The 16571-nt window shown below is 61.1% G+C and carries 12 protein-coding genes; 2 read left to right on the plus strand and 10 right to left on the minus strand.

Annotated features, from left to right (window positions below):
* Positions 1-4: 4 nt before the first annotated feature.
* Positions 5-2194: an elongation factor EF-2 gene (locus E3374_RS01495; protein ID WP_136686999.1), complete on the minus strand. Its 2190-nt coding sequence runs from the start codon at positions 2192-2194 to the stop codon at positions 5-7.
* A 381-nt stretch (positions 2195-2575) separates the two neighbouring features.
* On the opposite strand from E3374_RS01495, the gene E3374_RS01500 reads away from it, so the two are divergent.
* Both E3374_RS01500 and E3374_RS01505 read left to right on the plus strand, forming a co-directional pair.
* The gene (locus E3374_RS01500) at positions 2576-3325 is read left to right on the plus strand and encodes a DUF5781 family protein (protein WP_136687001.1); all 750 of its coding nucleotides are present in this window, start codon (positions 2576-2578) and stop codon (positions 3323-3325) included.
* A 274-nt stretch (positions 3326-3599) separates the two neighbouring features.
* On the plus strand, positions 3600-5819 hold the full coding sequence (locus E3374_RS01505) for a vWA domain-containing protein (protein ID WP_136687003.1): 2220 nt from the start codon (positions 3600-3602) through the stop codon (positions 5817-5819).
* Positions 5820-5870: 51 nt separating this feature from the next.
* Here the strand turns inward: E3374_RS01505 and E3374_RS01510 are convergent, their stop codons facing one another.
* From E3374_RS01510 to E3374_RS01550, 9 genes are all read right to left on the minus strand, one after another.
* Entirely contained in the window at positions 5871-6638 is a 768-nt protein-coding gene (locus E3374_RS01510) for a DUF7289 family protein (protein ID WP_136687005.1), read from the minus strand.
* A gap of 141 nt (positions 6639-6779) precedes the next feature.
* Entirely contained in the window at positions 6780-8111 is a 1332-nt protein-coding gene (locus E3374_RS01515) for a PKD domain-containing protein (protein WP_136687007.1), read from the minus strand.
* Complete coding sequence (locus E3374_RS01520; protein ID WP_136687009.1) at positions 8108-9100, minus strand: DUF7261 family protein; 993 nt, start codon at positions 9098-9100, stop codon at positions 8108-8110. Before E3374_RS01520 ends, E3374_RS01515 begins: the two co-directional genes overlap by 4 nt.
* A complete protein-coding gene (locus tag E3374_RS01525; protein ID WP_136687012.1) occupies positions 9094-9762 on the minus strand; it encodes a DUF7288 family protein in 669 nt (222 codons plus the stop codon). Before E3374_RS01525 ends, E3374_RS01520 begins: the two co-directional genes overlap by 7 nt.
* Before the next feature lies 1 nt (position 9763).
* The gene (locus tag E3374_RS01530) at positions 9764-10249 is read right to left on the minus strand and encodes a DUF7287 family protein (RefSeq protein ID WP_136687014.1); all 486 of its coding nucleotides are present in this window, start codon (positions 10247-10249) and stop codon (positions 9764-9766) included.
* A 2-nt stretch (positions 10250-10251) separates the two neighbouring features.
* Positions 10252-12291, minus strand: coding sequence for a type II secretion system F family protein (locus E3374_RS01535; protein WP_136687016.1), 2040 nt, complete (start codon positions 12289-12291; stop codon positions 10252-10254).
* Positions 12288-14579, minus strand: coding sequence for a type II/IV secretion system ATPase subunit (locus E3374_RS01540; RefSeq protein ID WP_136687018.1), 2292 nt, complete (start codon positions 14577-14579; stop codon positions 12288-12290). The genes E3374_RS01535 and E3374_RS01540 overlap by 4 nt, the downstream gene beginning before the upstream one ends.
* A 108-nt stretch (positions 14580-14687) precedes the next feature.
* On the minus strand, positions 14688-15833 hold the full coding sequence (locus E3374_RS01545; protein WP_136687020.1) for a pyridoxal phosphate-dependent aminotransferase: 1146 nt from the start codon (positions 15831-15833) through the stop codon (positions 14688-14690).
* Positions 15830-16318: an Lrp/AsnC family transcriptional regulator gene (locus tag E3374_RS01550; RefSeq protein WP_136687022.1), complete on the minus strand. Its 489-nt coding sequence runs from the start codon at positions 16316-16318 to the stop codon at positions 15830-15832. Before E3374_RS01550 ends, E3374_RS01545 begins: the two co-directional genes overlap by 4 nt.
* Between the last annotated feature and the right edge of the window lie 253 nt (positions 16319-16571).

Raw genomic sequence — 16571 nt, forward strand, 5'->3', positions numbered from 1 at the left:
GTCTTTAGAAGTAGTCGATCGCTTCGGGCAGTTCGGTCTTCATGCCCTTGCGCTCGCGGATCTCCGTGATCTTCTCGGGCTGGAGGTTGTCGGCCATGACGCGGAAGCCGGCGTTCTCCGTGTTCCAGGAGGCTCGACCCTCGGTCGCGCTCCGGATGTCGCTGGAGAAACCGATCATCTCCTCGACGGGCGCGATACCCTCGACGACCATGAGGTCGCCTTCCTGGTACATATCGTCGACGCGGCCACGACGACCCTGGACCTCGCCGCTCGCTGCGCCCATGTGCTCGTTGGGTACGTCGATGCGGACGTCCTGGATCGGTTCGAGAAGCCGGATCTCGGCGTCGATCAGAGCGTTGTGCAACGACTGACGGACGGCAGGGATAACCTGTGCCGGGCCGCGGTGGATGGCGTCCTCGTGCAGGCGGGCGTCGTGCAGCCGGATGAGCGATCCCTGGACTGGCTCGGCGGCGAGCGGGCCGTCATTGAGGGCCTCCTCGAATCCTTCGAGGACGAGTTCCATCGTCTCGTTCAAGTGCTGGATACCCTTCGTGTCGTCGATGATGACGTTCGTCCCGTGGATGTGCTCGACGTTCTGGGACGTATCCTTGTCCATGCCGGCCTCCTGAAGCGCCTCGCGGCGTTCGAGTTCGGGCATGTCCATCGAGGCCTCGCCGAGCTGGATCGCGTCGACGATGTCCTCGGCAAGGGGTTCGACCGTGATGTAGAAGCGGTTGTGGCGGTTCGGCGAGATCCCCTCGACTTCTCGGCTGGATTCCTGAGGTGCTTCCCGGAAGACGACGATCGGTTCGCCGGTCGTGATCGGGATGCCCTGGTTGCGCTCGATGCGCTGGGTGACGACCTCCAGGTGGAGTTCACCCTGTCCGGAGATGAGGTGCTCGCCGGTGTCCTCGTTGATCTCGATCTCGATCGTCGGGTCTTCCTTGCTGACCTGTTGGAGCGTCTCGATGAGCTTCGGCAGGTCGTCCATCCGCTGGGCCTCGACGCTCTTGGTGATGACTGGCTCGGAGATGTGTTCGATCGACTCGAAGGGCGTCATCTCGATGCTCGAAACCGTCGAGCCCGCAATAGCGTCCTTCAAACCGGTCACGGCCGCGATGTTGCCGGCAGGGACCTGATCGACCTCCTCGCGTTCGCCACCCATGTAGATCCCGACGCTCTGGACGCGATTCTTGCCCGCCGTCCCGGAGACGTACAGTTCCTGGCCTTCCTCGATAGTCCCGGAGAAGACACGACCCGCGGCGACCTCGCCGGCGTGGGGGTCGATCCCGATATCAGTGACCATCAAAACGAGTTCGCCGTCCTCGTCGACCAGCTGCATCTGCTCGGCGACCTCGCTGTCGGCGTCGCCACGCCAGATGCGTGGGATACGTCGGGGCTGGGCGTCGACCGGGTTCGGGAAGTGCTCACACACCATGTCGAGTACGACGTCCGAAAGCGGCGTGCGCTCGTGGAGCTCCTGGCGCTCGTCTGCGCGTTCGAGCTCCATGATCTCGCCGAAGTCCATCCCGGTCCGTTGCATCGAGGGCATCGAGACACCCCACTTGTACAGCGCCGATCCGAATCCGACGGTGCCTTCCTCGACGGAGACCGTCCAGTCCTCGTCGATGTCGTCCATCTCCTCGGTCATCCCGCGGATGAGCTCGTTGACGTCCTGGATGACGCCCATGAGTCGCTTCTGCATCTCCTCGGGGCCTTCCTGGAGTTCCGAGATGAGGCGGTCGACCTTGTTGATGAACAGGGTCGGCTTGACCCCTTCACGGAGAGCCTGTCGGAGAACGGTCTCGGTCTGGGGCATCGCGCCCTCGACCGCGTCGACCACCACGAGCGCGCCGTCGACGGCACGCATCGCGCGGGTGACGTCCCCGCCGAAGTCGACGTGGCCGGGCGTGTCGATGAGGTTGATGAGGTGGTTGGTCCCCTCGTACTCGTGAGTCATCGAAACGTTCGCCGCGTCGATGGTGATCCCGCGTTCCTGTTCGTCCTCCTCGGTGTCCATCGCGAGTTGTTCACCGGCAGTCTCGTCGGAGATCATTCCCGCGCCGGCGAGGAGATTGTCCGTGAGTGTCGTTTTCCCGTGGTCGACGTGAGCAGCGATGGCGATGTTCCGGATATGCTCCGGTTTGTCCATCAGTGTCTCACATTCCTGTACGATCTTCTTGCGTCGGCCCATGATACTCGATTCTACCGGCAGGCGCGGTAAAAGGGTAGTGTTTCGCCGTGAGTGGGACGGTTGGAGCGCGAACGGCGAAGCTCGTCAGGGAGCGAGCGACGCGAGCGGACTGACGGTGTTTCCGCGTGAGTGCGCTATGCAGGCGCACGAACGCGGAAGCTCAGGAGACGCCGAGCAGCGCGAGGCGTCTGCTGGTGTTTCCAGCCGGCTGCTCCACTCTGTCGCACCCGGCTGGAAGCTCGAAAGGGAGGACTGAATAGGAACGAACGTTCGGTTCATTCGGTGTTTCGCCGAGAGAGTGCAATCAAGATCCAAACCCGAGAGAGCGGAGCCGCCGGGACCCCAAGAGTCATACGCGACGACCCCTTGAGATCCTCTCACATGGAGTTGCAGGTCGACGGCCCCGGCCCGGCGGCACCGTTTCTCGGGGCGCGGGACCTCTTCGAAACCGAGTACGGCATCGAACGTCCAGTGACCGTCGAGATACGGCGCGATCCGGACGAGCGGACGCGCGTCAGTCACGACGGATCGAGCCACACCCTGATCGTCTCACGCCAGGCGGCCACCAGCGCGATGGCACGGGAACTCGCCCTCCACGAGTTCGCGCACATGCATCATGCCGAGGAAGGCCATCCCTCACACACCCTCTCGACGGAGGAGGCGATCTTCCTGGCGCTTTCCGGCCGGAGTGTCGAGCGCCGGACGCTCTCGCAGTGTTACCAGATCGTTAACCACGCCCGTGACGTCTACGCGGACGATGTTTGGATCGATGTCGCGCCGGCAGCCAAGCTGGTGGACTTCCTGGAGGCCAGTCTCGCCGCTGCGGTGGCGGATCGTCCCGACGATCCTGGGGGGTGGGACCGAATCACGGGCGGGGCCGACCCGGACATCACGGCGGTCAATGCCGCGTTCGCGCTGGCGTTGGTCGAGCGACACGACCTCGTCGAGACCGGCCACCGGCTGTACGATCTCGCCCATGCCGCCGCCACCGATGCGCCGCATCTCGGACTCGACGAGTTTCGTCGCCGGTTTCGGTCGCTCGATCGTGACCCGACCGAAAGCGAGTTTCGAGGCGCTCTGGTCGACCTCACACGGACGTATGCGAGTCGGACGTCGCAGATCGCAGACTGAGATTGAAACCCCTCATACGGATTAGTGTAGATTATTTCCGGATGACGCCGACCCGGGGGTCGACGGATACCGGTACATCACGACAATAATCCGTGTCAGGACAACTGCGAACAACACATCCGACCGCGTACCCCTCGAATATATCATCACAAAGAAGGGGCTGACAGCAACGAAATCGCTGTCCGACGTTCGTGATCGGCGCGACATCGTTCCGGAATAGCAGTAGGCCGGAATACATTTATACCGTATCACCGACTAGATAGGACTAGTAACGATGAGATCCAGGGGATGGACGACGGTTACTGGCACGGACAGGGGCGTCTCCGAGTTGGCAGGATACGTGTTGTTGGTCGGAATCGTTATCGCCGGGGCGATGACGATCATGGTGGTCGCAACGCCACTTATGAGCGACAGCCAGGACCATCAAGAGGACGAGACATCGGAACTCGCCATGGAGGAAGTCAGTGCGCGGCTCACCTCGCTTTCTGCCTCCGGCGGATCGGCCGCGACTGAGTTTCGACTCCTCGAGAATCAACAGCAGACCCACAACGAACCGGAGTTGGTGACAAACCAGGGATACATAAACGTCACCATTAACGAGAACAGCACCTGTTCGGTGAACACGTCCCTGGATTCGATCCGCGTCGAAACCGAAACGGGCGACACGCTCGTCTACGAGGCGGGTGGCGTCTGGCGGCAGTCGAGTGATGGGGGCGTTGTCTCGGTAACCCCCCCGGCGTTCAGTATTCAGGATGGGCACGTCGATATCGACCTGGCGAACCTGACCGGGAGCGTCTCGGGTGGCAGTACCGAAGCGCTGTTGAACGCGACCACGTCGAACCAGGATTCCCGGAACGCGATCGACACGCTATACCAGGGTGACTGCAAGCGCCCGGACAACATCACGGTCGAGATCAAGAGCGATCTCCATGAGGGGTGGGCCGAGCACCTGAAAGAGTCGGGTGGCTACACCAACCTGACTGTCGACAGGAGTAACGGGACGACGACTGCGTTCCTCGCCCAGAGTGCGCTCCCGCCCGTGACCAACGACGCGGTGAACAACGTCGTCAACCTGACGAACGCGAGCTACATGAGCAACGTGACGGTCTCCCAGAACGGGATCGCCGTCAGCAAGAACGCGAGTAACAACTACACAGTCTACGTCCAACCGGTGGCCGACGACGTCGGGATCGGGACGATGCGAAACGTCTCTGCATCCGGCAACGTGACCCGCGATCCGCTGGACCTAGTGTTTGTGATCGACGAGTCAGGGTCGATGACAGATTCACCACCAGACACGAGTCTGGACAAGTACGAAGTCGCGCGGAACGCGATGCAGAACTTCACGACGTATTTGAACCCAGGATACGATCGAGTCGGTCTGGTCGGCTTTCAGGAAGTTAGTTGGAATGCTTATGCCGCAAACGTCTATCGGACGAATGATCGTAGTCTAACCCCTGATTTGAGTCAGTTCAATTCGACTGTAACGAACACTGGACACAGTGGTGGAACGTTCACGGCGATCGGTATGAAACGTGCTCACTCAATTTTGAGTCTACAGTCGAACGAGACCCGGGACAAGTACATTATCATGCTGTCTGACGGAGAGAACACAGGCACACAAGAGATCTACGTCGGAGGTACCAGATACACCGATCCGGACCCGGCGACCGAACGGATTGCCACGCTGGCAAACAGATCTAGAACGACAGTGCATACAATCGGATTCGCGAACAACGCCGGTAATCTGAACGAGCCATTCCTCACACAGACAGCGGCAAACGGCGGGGGGAATTACTACTATGCCGAAAACGCGAGTGCACTGGAAGATGCGTTCGAATTGATCGGAAAACGAATCTCGAGTACTCAACAGGTCGCGCGGACGCCGTTCTCGACGAACCTCTCGGCGAACGGCTCAGTCCAGACACCGCAGATCACCGGGAACGTCTCCAACCTCGCCAACGTCACGCGGAACAACAATACGTTCCTGAACGTCAACGATCCCACCGCCCCCTCGACGTTCAGCCACGCGTTCTCCATCTCGGACGGGGGAATGGTGAACTTCAGCGCGACAGTGTACGGCTGTGACCAGTGGGTCACGACGGGACGGAGCCAGACCATCAACGGCAGCAACTACCCAGTGACGCGCTGTAAGATCATGAACGCATCCAAGAACACGACCGTCTCGGGGAGTAACGTCACTGTCTACACGAACGCCGACTCGACGGCGTTCACCACTATGCTCGCCAATACGAGGACCGCCGACTGGCAGGCGAACCTGACCGACCTCGTCGTCAATCGATCGCTCTACAACGCGACGACGGACCAGCTCACCCTCGACAGTAACCAGGCGCTGGTCCTCTATGACTTCCCGGACGGGAAAAACACCGACAACAGGATGCTAACCCTCTACACGATCGGCCAGAGCGACGAGATGCGACCGGCCAATGTCGTCGACATCTCCATCAGTAATATCGAACTACAGCGGGATTGACGCCGGAAGCAAAATCCACTCGGTGATGCTCGCCCGCAAGGTACGATCGGATCAGTTCGAGAGAATGAGAGAAACGTTCGTCTGCCGGACGTAAACTCGTTCGAGACTCCCTCCACACTGGATCGTCGTCCCCGAAGCGTTCCAGTTTTCGGTGTCGGCGAAGTGATCCGTCCACGGGCCCTCGCGGGGTGACGTCATCTCCACTGTCACGTTCGCGGCATTGGTGGCGTTGTCACCCGTCCGATTCACCGGATAGACGAGTCGGGTATCGGAACGGGTGGCGGTGATCGACACTTCGCCACCGCTGATCTTGCCGGCGTCTGAGCGCTCTTCGAGAGTGACGAACGACAGCACTGCGACGTCGTCCCCGCAGACGAACTCCGGTTCAGTATTCATGACACCGCCGTGTAACTCCTGGCGATAGGTCGCACCGTTCTCGTAGGCGATACTCGTCGATCCCTGTGAGTAGACGAGTGCGTTGAGATCGAGCCACTCGCTGTAGAGTCTCCCGCCGCTCGAATTGAAGACCGAGACGTTCGCCACTGAGCCTTTCTGAACCTCGATGGCGCCGCCGGAGAGGTCGATCGCATCGGACCGACTCACCGCGTCACCCTCCTCGATGCTCTCCAGTGACTGTCCGATGATCTCCACCGTCTGTTCAGCGTTGTCGAGTTGCTGGGCGTCCCGGAAGTCTGTGAGTTGACCGAACCCGACCGTCGCAATCAGCGTGACGGACACGAGGACGATTCCGAACGTGAGCGAGAAGCCGACGAGCTCCGAGACGGCACGTGTGTCGTCTCCGAGAGATGATCGTCGCATTGTTTCGGAAGCGTGTCTGCGTCCCGGCTGACCGCCGTCGTTCTGTGAAGAGAAACGATTCATGCTGTCGTTCCTCTCTGTGTCGATTGGTTCGGTTCGATACAGGCGAGCCCGGACGGACATAGTGTAGTCATGATAGATTCAACTTCCGGTGAAGATGGTTCGACGGGAGGTATCATCCACCCAATAGCGCACCCCGATCGTGGAATCGACCGGATTTCCTCCCCCACGGAATCCTCGAAGCTGAACCGTGATAGTTTCCCCTGGGGCGACGTCGATCGGGTCGACCGGAACGATCGCTCCATCCTCTTTGCCGGACAGATACAACGGATCGTTCTCGTTGAACTCCTCCGTCCCGTCCCAACTACCATCGCCGTCGGTGTCGATCCTGAGTTCGGGATCTGGGTGATCATATCCCCAAGGGCCTGTGCTGTCGTAGCTGCCGGTCTTGTAGTGAATCCTGTTGAAACTGGAGTCCGCTTTGATGCTCACGTGGGATATCGTGATCGTCTCCGACCAGACGTTCTCCATCGTAAATTCGACACACTTTCCGGAGGTACACGACGGCGTCGTCGCAATGTCATCATTGTACACGAGTCCGGACACCGAGATCGTACGGGTTTTGTTCCCGATCCCGCCTTCGTCGTCGACGACCTTGAGTTTGACCTGATGCGTACCGGGCGAGAGTCCGGCAGTGTGATCGTAGATCTGGCCTGACGAGACGTTCGTCCCGTCGATGTACCAGTGATAAGAGACGATCGTCCCATCCGGATCGCGGCTCGCCGAGGCGTCGAACTCGATACTGTCACTGCTGTCGGGGAACGACGGATCGAACGTGAACTCGGGGATCGGTGCCCGGTTGAGCGGACTGATAGCCGCGCTACCCGACTGGCCAACGGTGGATCCGACCCCCATCTGTAGCGTGTGATCGATCGGTACCACGTCCGATTGCGTCGTGGCACCGCCCGTCCGGACGGCGCCTAGCGTGAACGTCGTCGAGTCCAGCCGCTCGATCGAGACGTCCACGTTAGAGGATTTCTGCACAGGGAACTCCCGGACGAGATTCTCACCGCCCCGGGAGACATCGACGACCAGACAGGCGCTGGTAGCCAGGCGACACTCGCTTCCGTCTTCGAGAGAGACAGTGTAAGGGTTCGAGAGCACCTGCGCCGGCTGTTCGACACGAAGCGTCACCTGCTCGCTGTCGCTGCCGAGGTGTGCGGCGTCCTCTAGCTGTGCCGCCAGTCCGGTCCCGATGGACTCGACCTGCTGGCGTGCGCCGACGTCGCGCTTGTCATCGAGGTACGTGTTTGCGGCGAAGATGAGCCCGAAGATCAGGACCGTCGTGATCGCGATTGACATCGAGTGGGTGATCGGCGTGGATATCCCCCGATCGTCGTCGGATAACCTGGTTGCCTTCTTCGGGACGGGCGCCGTGGTGGACGGGGTTCGTTGTCGACGTTTCGGTGTCATGATCCTTCACCGTAGACGGTAACGTTTCGCTGCTGAGTGTACTGGACTGTCGGAGACTGGTAGGTGAGGTCGACCGAGCCGTTCCAGACGACCGGAGATCGACACACCGGATCCGCGCTGGTCGCCCGACAGCGGTCGAACGACGCGAAACTGGCGTTCCACGTACTGTTCGTGACGATCGAGTACTTCCCGGCGACATTGTCGCCATCCGCGACGGACACGTCGTACCTCGGACCGAGGTACTCGTCGATTCCGGTGAACGAACAGCCCTCGCTCGATCCCGTTCCCGCATAGATATCAAGAAGGACGCGACCGCCGCTCGACGTACAGTTGACCGAATCCAGATCCGTCGACGAATTGTAGACGGCAAGCGAGAGGTTGGTCCCGTCGCCGCCGTCGGAGCGATTCATCCGGAAATCGAGTTCCTCACTCCTCCCGGTGACATTGATCCAGGCGTGACCGGCAGTCGTGTTCCGGAGATTGACGTTCAGGAGGAACCAGCCGACATCCGTCTCGTCTCCGGACGAGATGACGGACCAATCGACACCGGGTGTCGCGTGCGGAGACGTGAAGTTCCCGTCCTCGGACTGGACGATCCGCGTCCCGTTGTGGAAGGTCCTGTTGTAGGAGACGTTCACGTACGTCGTCCCGGACATGACGTGCGAACGAGCGAGTGCGTCGTCATAGCCCGCGATCGATCTCGTGACGTTCTCCTGGAGTTGGTCAACCGACCGGTCGTGAGTCCCGTGGTTTACGCGCAACAGTATCGAGCGGGAGGTCTTGCCGGCCTGGAAGGCGAACTCGTCGACCCCCTCGACCTCGGCCGAGACGCGTTCGGCCCCGGCGTTCTCGGTGAACAACACCGTGTTGACTACCATCGCGAGGACGACGATGACCAGCGCGATGACCAGCGCCCCGACGAGTAGCAACTGCCCGCGGCGATCCGACGGGAGGCCCGACCCGTCGTTCCTGGGGAGGCCGGTCACCATACGATCACCCGTATTTCCATGATGTTGTACACCGGTCCGTCGACCGCGTTCGGAACCGGATAGTAGCCGCTCTTCCCGGGGATCGGGTTCGTCGTTGGAGACGTGTCGTACTGCCACAGCTCGGCCGCCCCGGCGGACGGCGAGGTCAACGTCATGTTGTCGTACAGCACGACGCGCTGGGTCGCCACGACGGCGTCGCCATCCGGCGACCCCTGCGAGGCGATCGTGGTCGTCTCGGTCCCGTTGGAGGGGACGGGTTCGAGGTACGTCATCTCGACGTTGTACAACCGTCCTCGCTCGGTGACCCCTTCGCGGAGTAGCTCACCGAGCGGTCCAGGTATGCTTCCCATGCCGTAGCCGATGTCCGGGTTCAGCGCCCCGGAGAACGTCCGACGGCTCTGAGACCAGTTCCGGACGAGCGACGAGAGGTCGTTGTCCTCCGCCTGGGAGGCGATCAGCAAGGCGTCCTCGCTCTGTTGGCGGATGTTCTCCCGTACGTCCGAGTCGACCGCGCCACCGGTCTCGGGCATCACGACGACGATCTGGAGCGCGTACCACAACGCGGTCAGGATCAGCAACGCACCGACCAGTCCCTCCAGGGTGAACGCCTGTCCGCGATCCGTTCGCCCCTCGTTCGTCCCGTGTGTTTGTTGTCTTCTCATGTTACCACGTCCTCACGACCAGTCGGCAGGCCGGGTCACAATCGCCCGACGTTACGTTGACATGTACGATGCGAATCGACGTCGCTGTCTGGTTCCGGGTGACAACGTCCCCGACGTGTTCGAGTTGTGCCGAACCGTTGAGCGCTTCGAGTGTGACGTTCACCTGCGTCGGACGCGAGAGGTTGAACCGCGTCCTGACGTCCGACGCCGAGAGGGCGAACAGATTCTTCGTTGCCGTCGTGTTGAGATGGTTCGGCTGTGCCGGTTCCGAGAGGTTCGAGACGATCGTCGCCGAAATCCGTTCGGCGTTCGCCTGCTTGTCGCTCGAGAGCCCGGACTGAAACGGACCCAACAATCCAGGGAACATCGAGAGGACGATGAAGAACCCGACGATGAAGATGCTGATTCCGAGGACGAAGTCCTGTAACGTCTGTCCACGGTCGTCTCCGGCCCGGCGTCCCTCCGTCCTCGTCGCAGAGTCCTGCATACTCAGCCCCCCGCAATGATCCACACCACGAGCGACACCGTCAACAGGCCGATGGCGAACTTCAACCCGGAGACGAGGTCGACGTTCCGGATGTAGCCGGCGATGACCGACGAGAAGATGGCCTGTAGCGTCACGGCGTGGAAGAACAGCATCGAGAGCATACTCTCGCCGGGCATGTTCGAGCCGAACGATCCACCAGCGCTGACGGAGTCTCCGCCGGAGGCCTGCTCGGACAGTCCGGCCATCGTCCCGAAGAACTGCACCTTCAACATGGCGATGACGCCGAGCAGCGTCAGGAACGTCATGACGATGATGACGACCTGCATCCGTGTCCGGGACTTGCGATCGCGTTCGATGTCGTCCTGATTCTCGCTGGCCTGAGCAGCCGTCGAGAGGACGTCCTGGATCTGGTTGGAGGCCTCCTGGGCGTCGCTGATCAGTTTCACCGTCCGGCTGAGCCGCGGGACGTGATACTTGTTGTTGAACTCCCTGAGTGCCTGTTTCAGGCTCGTCCCGTACTGGACCTTCCGGTAGATGATGGAGAACTCATCGGCCAGCCGACCAGAAGAGGTCTCGGCGACGACCCGGAGGGATTCGAGCAGCGTCATCCCCGTCTCGTTGGCACTCGAGAGTTTCCGCAGGTTCTCCGAGAGTTTCCCGATGACCGACTTGCGATACCGGATGTTCCACTCGTGGAAGACTGCCAGCGGGATGAAGTTGACGTAGGCAGGCACGTATACCCAGAAGAACGTTCCCTGTAGCGGCGCTTCCTCCATTCCCGCGATCGACGTCGGCGCCCAACCAGCGAGCACCGAGAGCAGCACCGCGACCAGCGTCGCGGGGATCGTCAACGCGAGGACGTAGAGCGGATTGTTCCGGAAGAAAATGTGTGGCGCGCGGACAATCTCCATCGCCTGGTGTGACCCCTCCTGGCTCTTGATCCGATCGAAGACGCTGCGATCGCCAGTGTATTCCTCGATCAACCGCAGATTGAGAATCCCCGAATTGTCCTGAACGACGATCCCACGTTCGTCAGTGTCCGGCCGGAGGTACCCGTCGCCGGTCTCGTCCGACGTGACCGTCGAGACCAGCACGAGGAAGGCGACGTTGATCAACGGGATCAACCCGTATACGGTGATGTACATCAGGGTAGTACTCGCGTTACCCATCATGCTCATCACGACGAGGATGATGATCAACAGGAGCGGGAACAACGACAGCGTCATGTACATCTCCCCGAACAGCTCGAGGGTTTCGAGCATGCGCTCCTGGGCCTGCTTGCTCGTGCGCATGTACTTGTTCTTCTGGTCCTCGAGGAACGCCGTCATGTCACCCCCCGAGTCGACGATCGACAACATGTCCGTCAGGAACTGGCTGAGTTCGTCGCTCGGCGTCTCGATCGCCTGGTTGCGGATCGAGGTGCGATAATCGGTGTCGAAGTACTCGGTTTCGAGGACGATCGACTGGAACTCTTTTGAGACCTCGCCGTAGGTGTCGTCGGCGTCGGCGATCGCGTTGAGGATGTCCAGTTGATTGAGACCGCCGACCGACAGCGCGTACATGAACGAAACCGCGTCAGAGAGCATGACGTTGATTTCTCGTTCGCGTGCACTTGCGCGAAAGAACGGCATCGACACCAGGGCACCGAACCCGACGGCGAATCCGATGGATCCGAGTACGAGTCCCGAAACGAGCGTCAGGAACGGGATCTTCAGCGCCTGGACGATCACGAGGAGGTTCTCCGGAAGGTTCAACCCGAGAAACGACGGCGCCTCCCCACCGAACAGCGTCGCGAACAGGAGATACCCGAGCAACATACCGAGCAGCCACAGCGCCGTCCCGGCGATCGTCCCCACGGCCAACGCCCGTGAGAGGAACATCTCGACGTTGTCCGACATGCGGGCCTCGGCGAGTTTCGTCTCGACATTTGCGACGAAGTCCCCGTCCTCGTCGAACAGTCGCCGGAACAGCGGATAGAACCGGTCTGCGAGTCCGCCCACGTTACCGACCGGACCCTCCAGACGTCGTTGTTCCAGGCTCATTCTTCCGTCGTGTCCTCAGTCCCCGCCTTCGGCACGAACTGTCCGAAGTCAAAGCCCTCGTCGTCCCCGGAGTCCCCTTCCGACTCCAGATGCGTGAGGGCGCTGACGATGTCGGTCTGCTCGCGATCCTCGTAGCGATCGAACAGCGGTCCGGCGTTGTCTAACACCTCCTCGGCCTGTTCGAGCAACTCCGGCGACGGATCCGGCCTGGGTACCATCTCCTCTTTGGCCGGATCGACCTCGATCTGGACGGACTCCATCTCCCGGAGATCCTCGAGACTCCGTTCGAGGGTGTCGTTGGCGATCAGCGTGATGATCGTCTCGGGATCGTTGATGAACGCCTGCAGCGTCGCGGCGACCTCCGTGTAGGTCTTTAGCCCCTTCTCGATGAGGTACGACAGGACGACCTTCCGCATGAACAGTTCCTCGTCGAGGCGGTCCTGGTCCCACCCGCGGTCGAACTTGATCTCCTCTAAGGTACTCGAAGAACCCATCTGGAGGAACTCGTCGGACTCGGCCTGCCACTGGTAAACGTCCCGGACGTTGATCTCATCGTTCTCCGGGGAGTACTCGTTGATCTCGGTCAACGTCTTGTTCCGGCGGGCCTTGTTGCCCTGAACCCGCGTCTGAGTCTGGATCGAGACCAGGTCCAGCGCTGTGAATAGCGTCTTCGAGACGTTGATCGGATCGGTCGTAAAGCGCTTGATGACCTCACCGACCGTGTCGGCGTGGAACGTCGAATAACCCGTGTGACCCGTCGACATGACCTGGAAGAGGTCACGGCCTTCCTCACCACGGACCTCGCCCATTACGATGTAGTCCGGCCGTTGCCGGAGTGCCGCCTCCAGTAAGTCGAACTCGTCGATATCGCCCACCTCGTCTTCGCCGAAAGAGGGACGGGTGACGCTTGCGACCCAGTTGCGCTGGGGGAGTTCGACCTCGCGGGTGTCCTCGATGGAGACGATCTTCGTATTCGAGGGGATGAAAAGCGAGACGGCGTTCAGCGAGGTCGTCTTCCCCGAAGCTGTCCCGCCGGCGAATATCATCGACTTGTTGTTCTCGATACACAGCCAGAGGAACGCCATCTCGTCTAAGGAGAACGTGTTCCAGTTGATGAGGTCGATCGGCGTAAAGGGGACGTCCTTGAACTGCCGGATCGTGTAGTTGGTCCCGTGATCGGAGACCTCACGGCCGAGAGTGAGTTGAGCGCGCGAGCCGTCAGGCAGGGTCGTGTCGACCTGGGGCTGGCGTTTGCTGATGCCCTTGCCCGAGCGCTGGGCCAGCTTCACGACGAAGTCGTCAAGCGTCTCCTCGCCGTGTTCGACGTTCGTGATGATGTTCTCGTACTCCGTATGATAGACGAACACCCGGGAATTGTAGCCGTCACAGGAGACGTCCTCGACGTTGATGTCGTGTTTGATCGGGTCGATCTTGGCGTAGCCGATGTAATCCCGTTTGAGCAGGTACAGCAACTTCTCGACCTGATACTCGGTCAACGTGTCCGGGTCGCTTTCGATGACGGCTGGTTCGGGTCGCGCGGCGATACCGTCGAATCGATCGGAGACCACCTCCACGTCCTCGACGTCAGGCTCCGAGCCGTTCCCGAAGAGACCGTCGAGCAGACTGCCCGAGTCCGACTCGGCGGCGACAGGCTCGTCGTAGATGTCGTAGCGGTGGAGTAGTTTCTCGGCCTCCCGTTCGATGACCGCACTCCGACCCCTCTCGTCGTCGTTGACGCTGACGCCCTCCTCGGAGTACTTGATCGTCGTCTTGAGCTTCTTCTCGAGGAAGTCTTTGAGTTCCGCCTCGATCTCGGTCAGTACCGGCTCGATCACGTAGTACTTGCGCTCGTTCTCCTTCTGGGAGTGAAAGACGACGACGCACGCGTAGGGCTTGTTGACCCAGTAGCGCTCGACCTCCTCGAAGTGACGTTTCTTCTCGATCGGGACTGTCTTCTCGAGGTCGTACCGGTTGACAATAGTCGTGTGTCCCCCCACCGTCGAAAAGAACTCGTCTTCGTCGAGTTGATCGTTGACATTGAGGGTCCGCTCGTCGACGACGTCGGTCAAGGTACGTGCCCGTTCGTTTCCCTGGGCTAACAGCGGTTCGATGTCGTCGAACTCTCCGTCCTCGGATTCGTCCTCAGACGGTTCTGTCCGTTGAAATCCCACGATACCGTCCCCGCCCCCGTCTCCGTCCTGGCCCGGCTCGTCACCGTCGCGGAAAAGTGCGATGAATCGCGATCCCGCCGACTCAGTGTCCCCCCCTTCCGTGTCTTCGATTGCCATGAATAGAGGTTCTCTCACTCATACGAAAAAAGTTTACGTCAGACGCCGTGAAGATTTCGTCACACCAGGTCAAAGATGTACAAGAATGTGCACACCTGGATGCCCAGATCAGGAGAGGAACGACTCGAGACGTGCCATGGCCTCCTTCAACTCTCCCAGTCCCGTCGCGTAGGAGACTCTGAGATGGCCCTCGCCGCCCTCGCCGAAGACGTCCCCCGGGACGACCGCAACGCCTTCCTCCTCCAGGAGCGCTTCGGCGAAGGCGTCGCTATCGTCCCACGGTGATTCGGGGAAGGCGTAGAACGCTCCGCTGGCCGGGAAGCAATCGAGCCCGAGTTCCTCGAAGCGCGAGAGGACGAACCGGCGCCGGCGGTTGTACTGGTCGCGCATCTCGGCGACCTCGTCGTCACAACTCTCGATGGCCTCGATGGCCGCGTACTGTGGAGTTGTCGGCGCCGACAGCATCGTGTACTGGTGGATCCGGTTCATCGCCTCGATCACCCCGGCCGGGCCGAGCGCGTATCCCAGCCTGAGGCCCGTCATCGCGTAGGCCTTCGAGAAACCGTTGAAGACGATCGTCCGTTCGCGCATGCCAGGCAGCGTGGCGATCGAGGTGTGTTCGTGTTCGTAGCTCAACTGGGCGTACACTTCGTCGCTCAGGACAGTCAGGTCGTGCTCGCGGGCGAATTCGGCGACCGGTTCGAGTTGCTCTCGGGTCATCGTCGCCCCCGTGGGGTTGTTCGGGTAGTTCATCACGAGCACGTCCGCGTCACGCGCCCCGCTCTCTGTCAGCACCTCTGGAGTGAGAGTGAACTCGTCCTCGGGACGTGTCACCACGGGAAGCGGTTCCCCCCCGGCGAAGATCGCCCCCGGGACGTAGGAGATGTACGCCGGCTGAGCCACGGCGACGGTATCGCCGGGATCGACGATCGCCCGGAGCGCCAGATCGATGGCCTCGCTGACGCCCGTCGTGATCAGGATCTCCTCGTCGGAATCGTAGGCGAGGTCGTGGTGAGCGGCGACGTGGTCGGCGATCGCCTCGCGGAGTTCCAGTTTGCCCCGGTTTGCAGTATAGGAGGTCTTTCCCTGTTCTAAAGAGGCGATCGCAGCCTCCCGCGCGCTCCAGGGCGCCGAGAAATCCGGTTCGCCGACGCCCAGCGAGATGACCTCCTCCTGTTGCTCGGCGAGTTCGAAGAAGCGGCGGATCCCCGACGGCGGGACGGCCTCGGCGCGCGCTGAAGGCTCGATGGTCATGGCGAGACCGACAGCCTGTCGTCCTCGTCGCCGTCCCCGAACTCGATGCCGTTCTCCTTGTAGGAATCCATCACGTAGTGGGTGACGGTCTGGGTGATCTCGGGGATGGGCGCGACCTTCTCGCTGATGAACCACGACACTTCACTCATCGAGTCGCCCTCGACTTCCATGGCGAAGTCGTAGTCGCCGCTGACCAGCCGCAAGGCTGTCACTTCCGGGAACTTCACGATCCGATCGGCGATGTCACCGTAGCTGGTCTCCCGGTCGAGCGTGACGTTGAGTTCGACCATCGCGCGCACCCGCTCGCGATCGAGTTCACTCCAGTCGACGACGGCCTGGTAGCCCCGGAGTGCACCCTCGGCCTCGAGTGCGGCGATCTCCTCCTCGACTGCCTCCTCGTCCATATCGGCCAGCCGGGCCAGTTCGGCGGTCGAGTAGCGGGCGTTCTCTCGGAGCAGCGCCAGGAGTTCGTCGCGACCCTCCATACACGTCGCCGGGCGAGCACGAACAATAAGGTTTGCTACCTGTCGTTGCCCGCGGACGGTGGCCCGGATCTGCAACGATCACGTTTAAGACCGCCAGCCACCAATTCCACGGCGATGCAACGACAGGACGGATACAGATCCGGGTGGGACTTCGTCGCCACGAGCGAAGCGGCAGCAGCCCTCATCGACGCCGCGCTCGAACTTGATCCCGAGCAAGCCGTCACGCGGTCGGAACTCGCCGGGATGACCGACG

The sequence above is a fragment of the Halorhabdus amylolytica genome (genome assembly GCF_004944975.1).
In the GTDB taxonomy this organism is placed as follows: domain Archaea; phylum Halobacteriota; class Halobacteria; order Halobacteriales; family Haloarculaceae; genus Halorhabdus; species Halorhabdus amylolytica.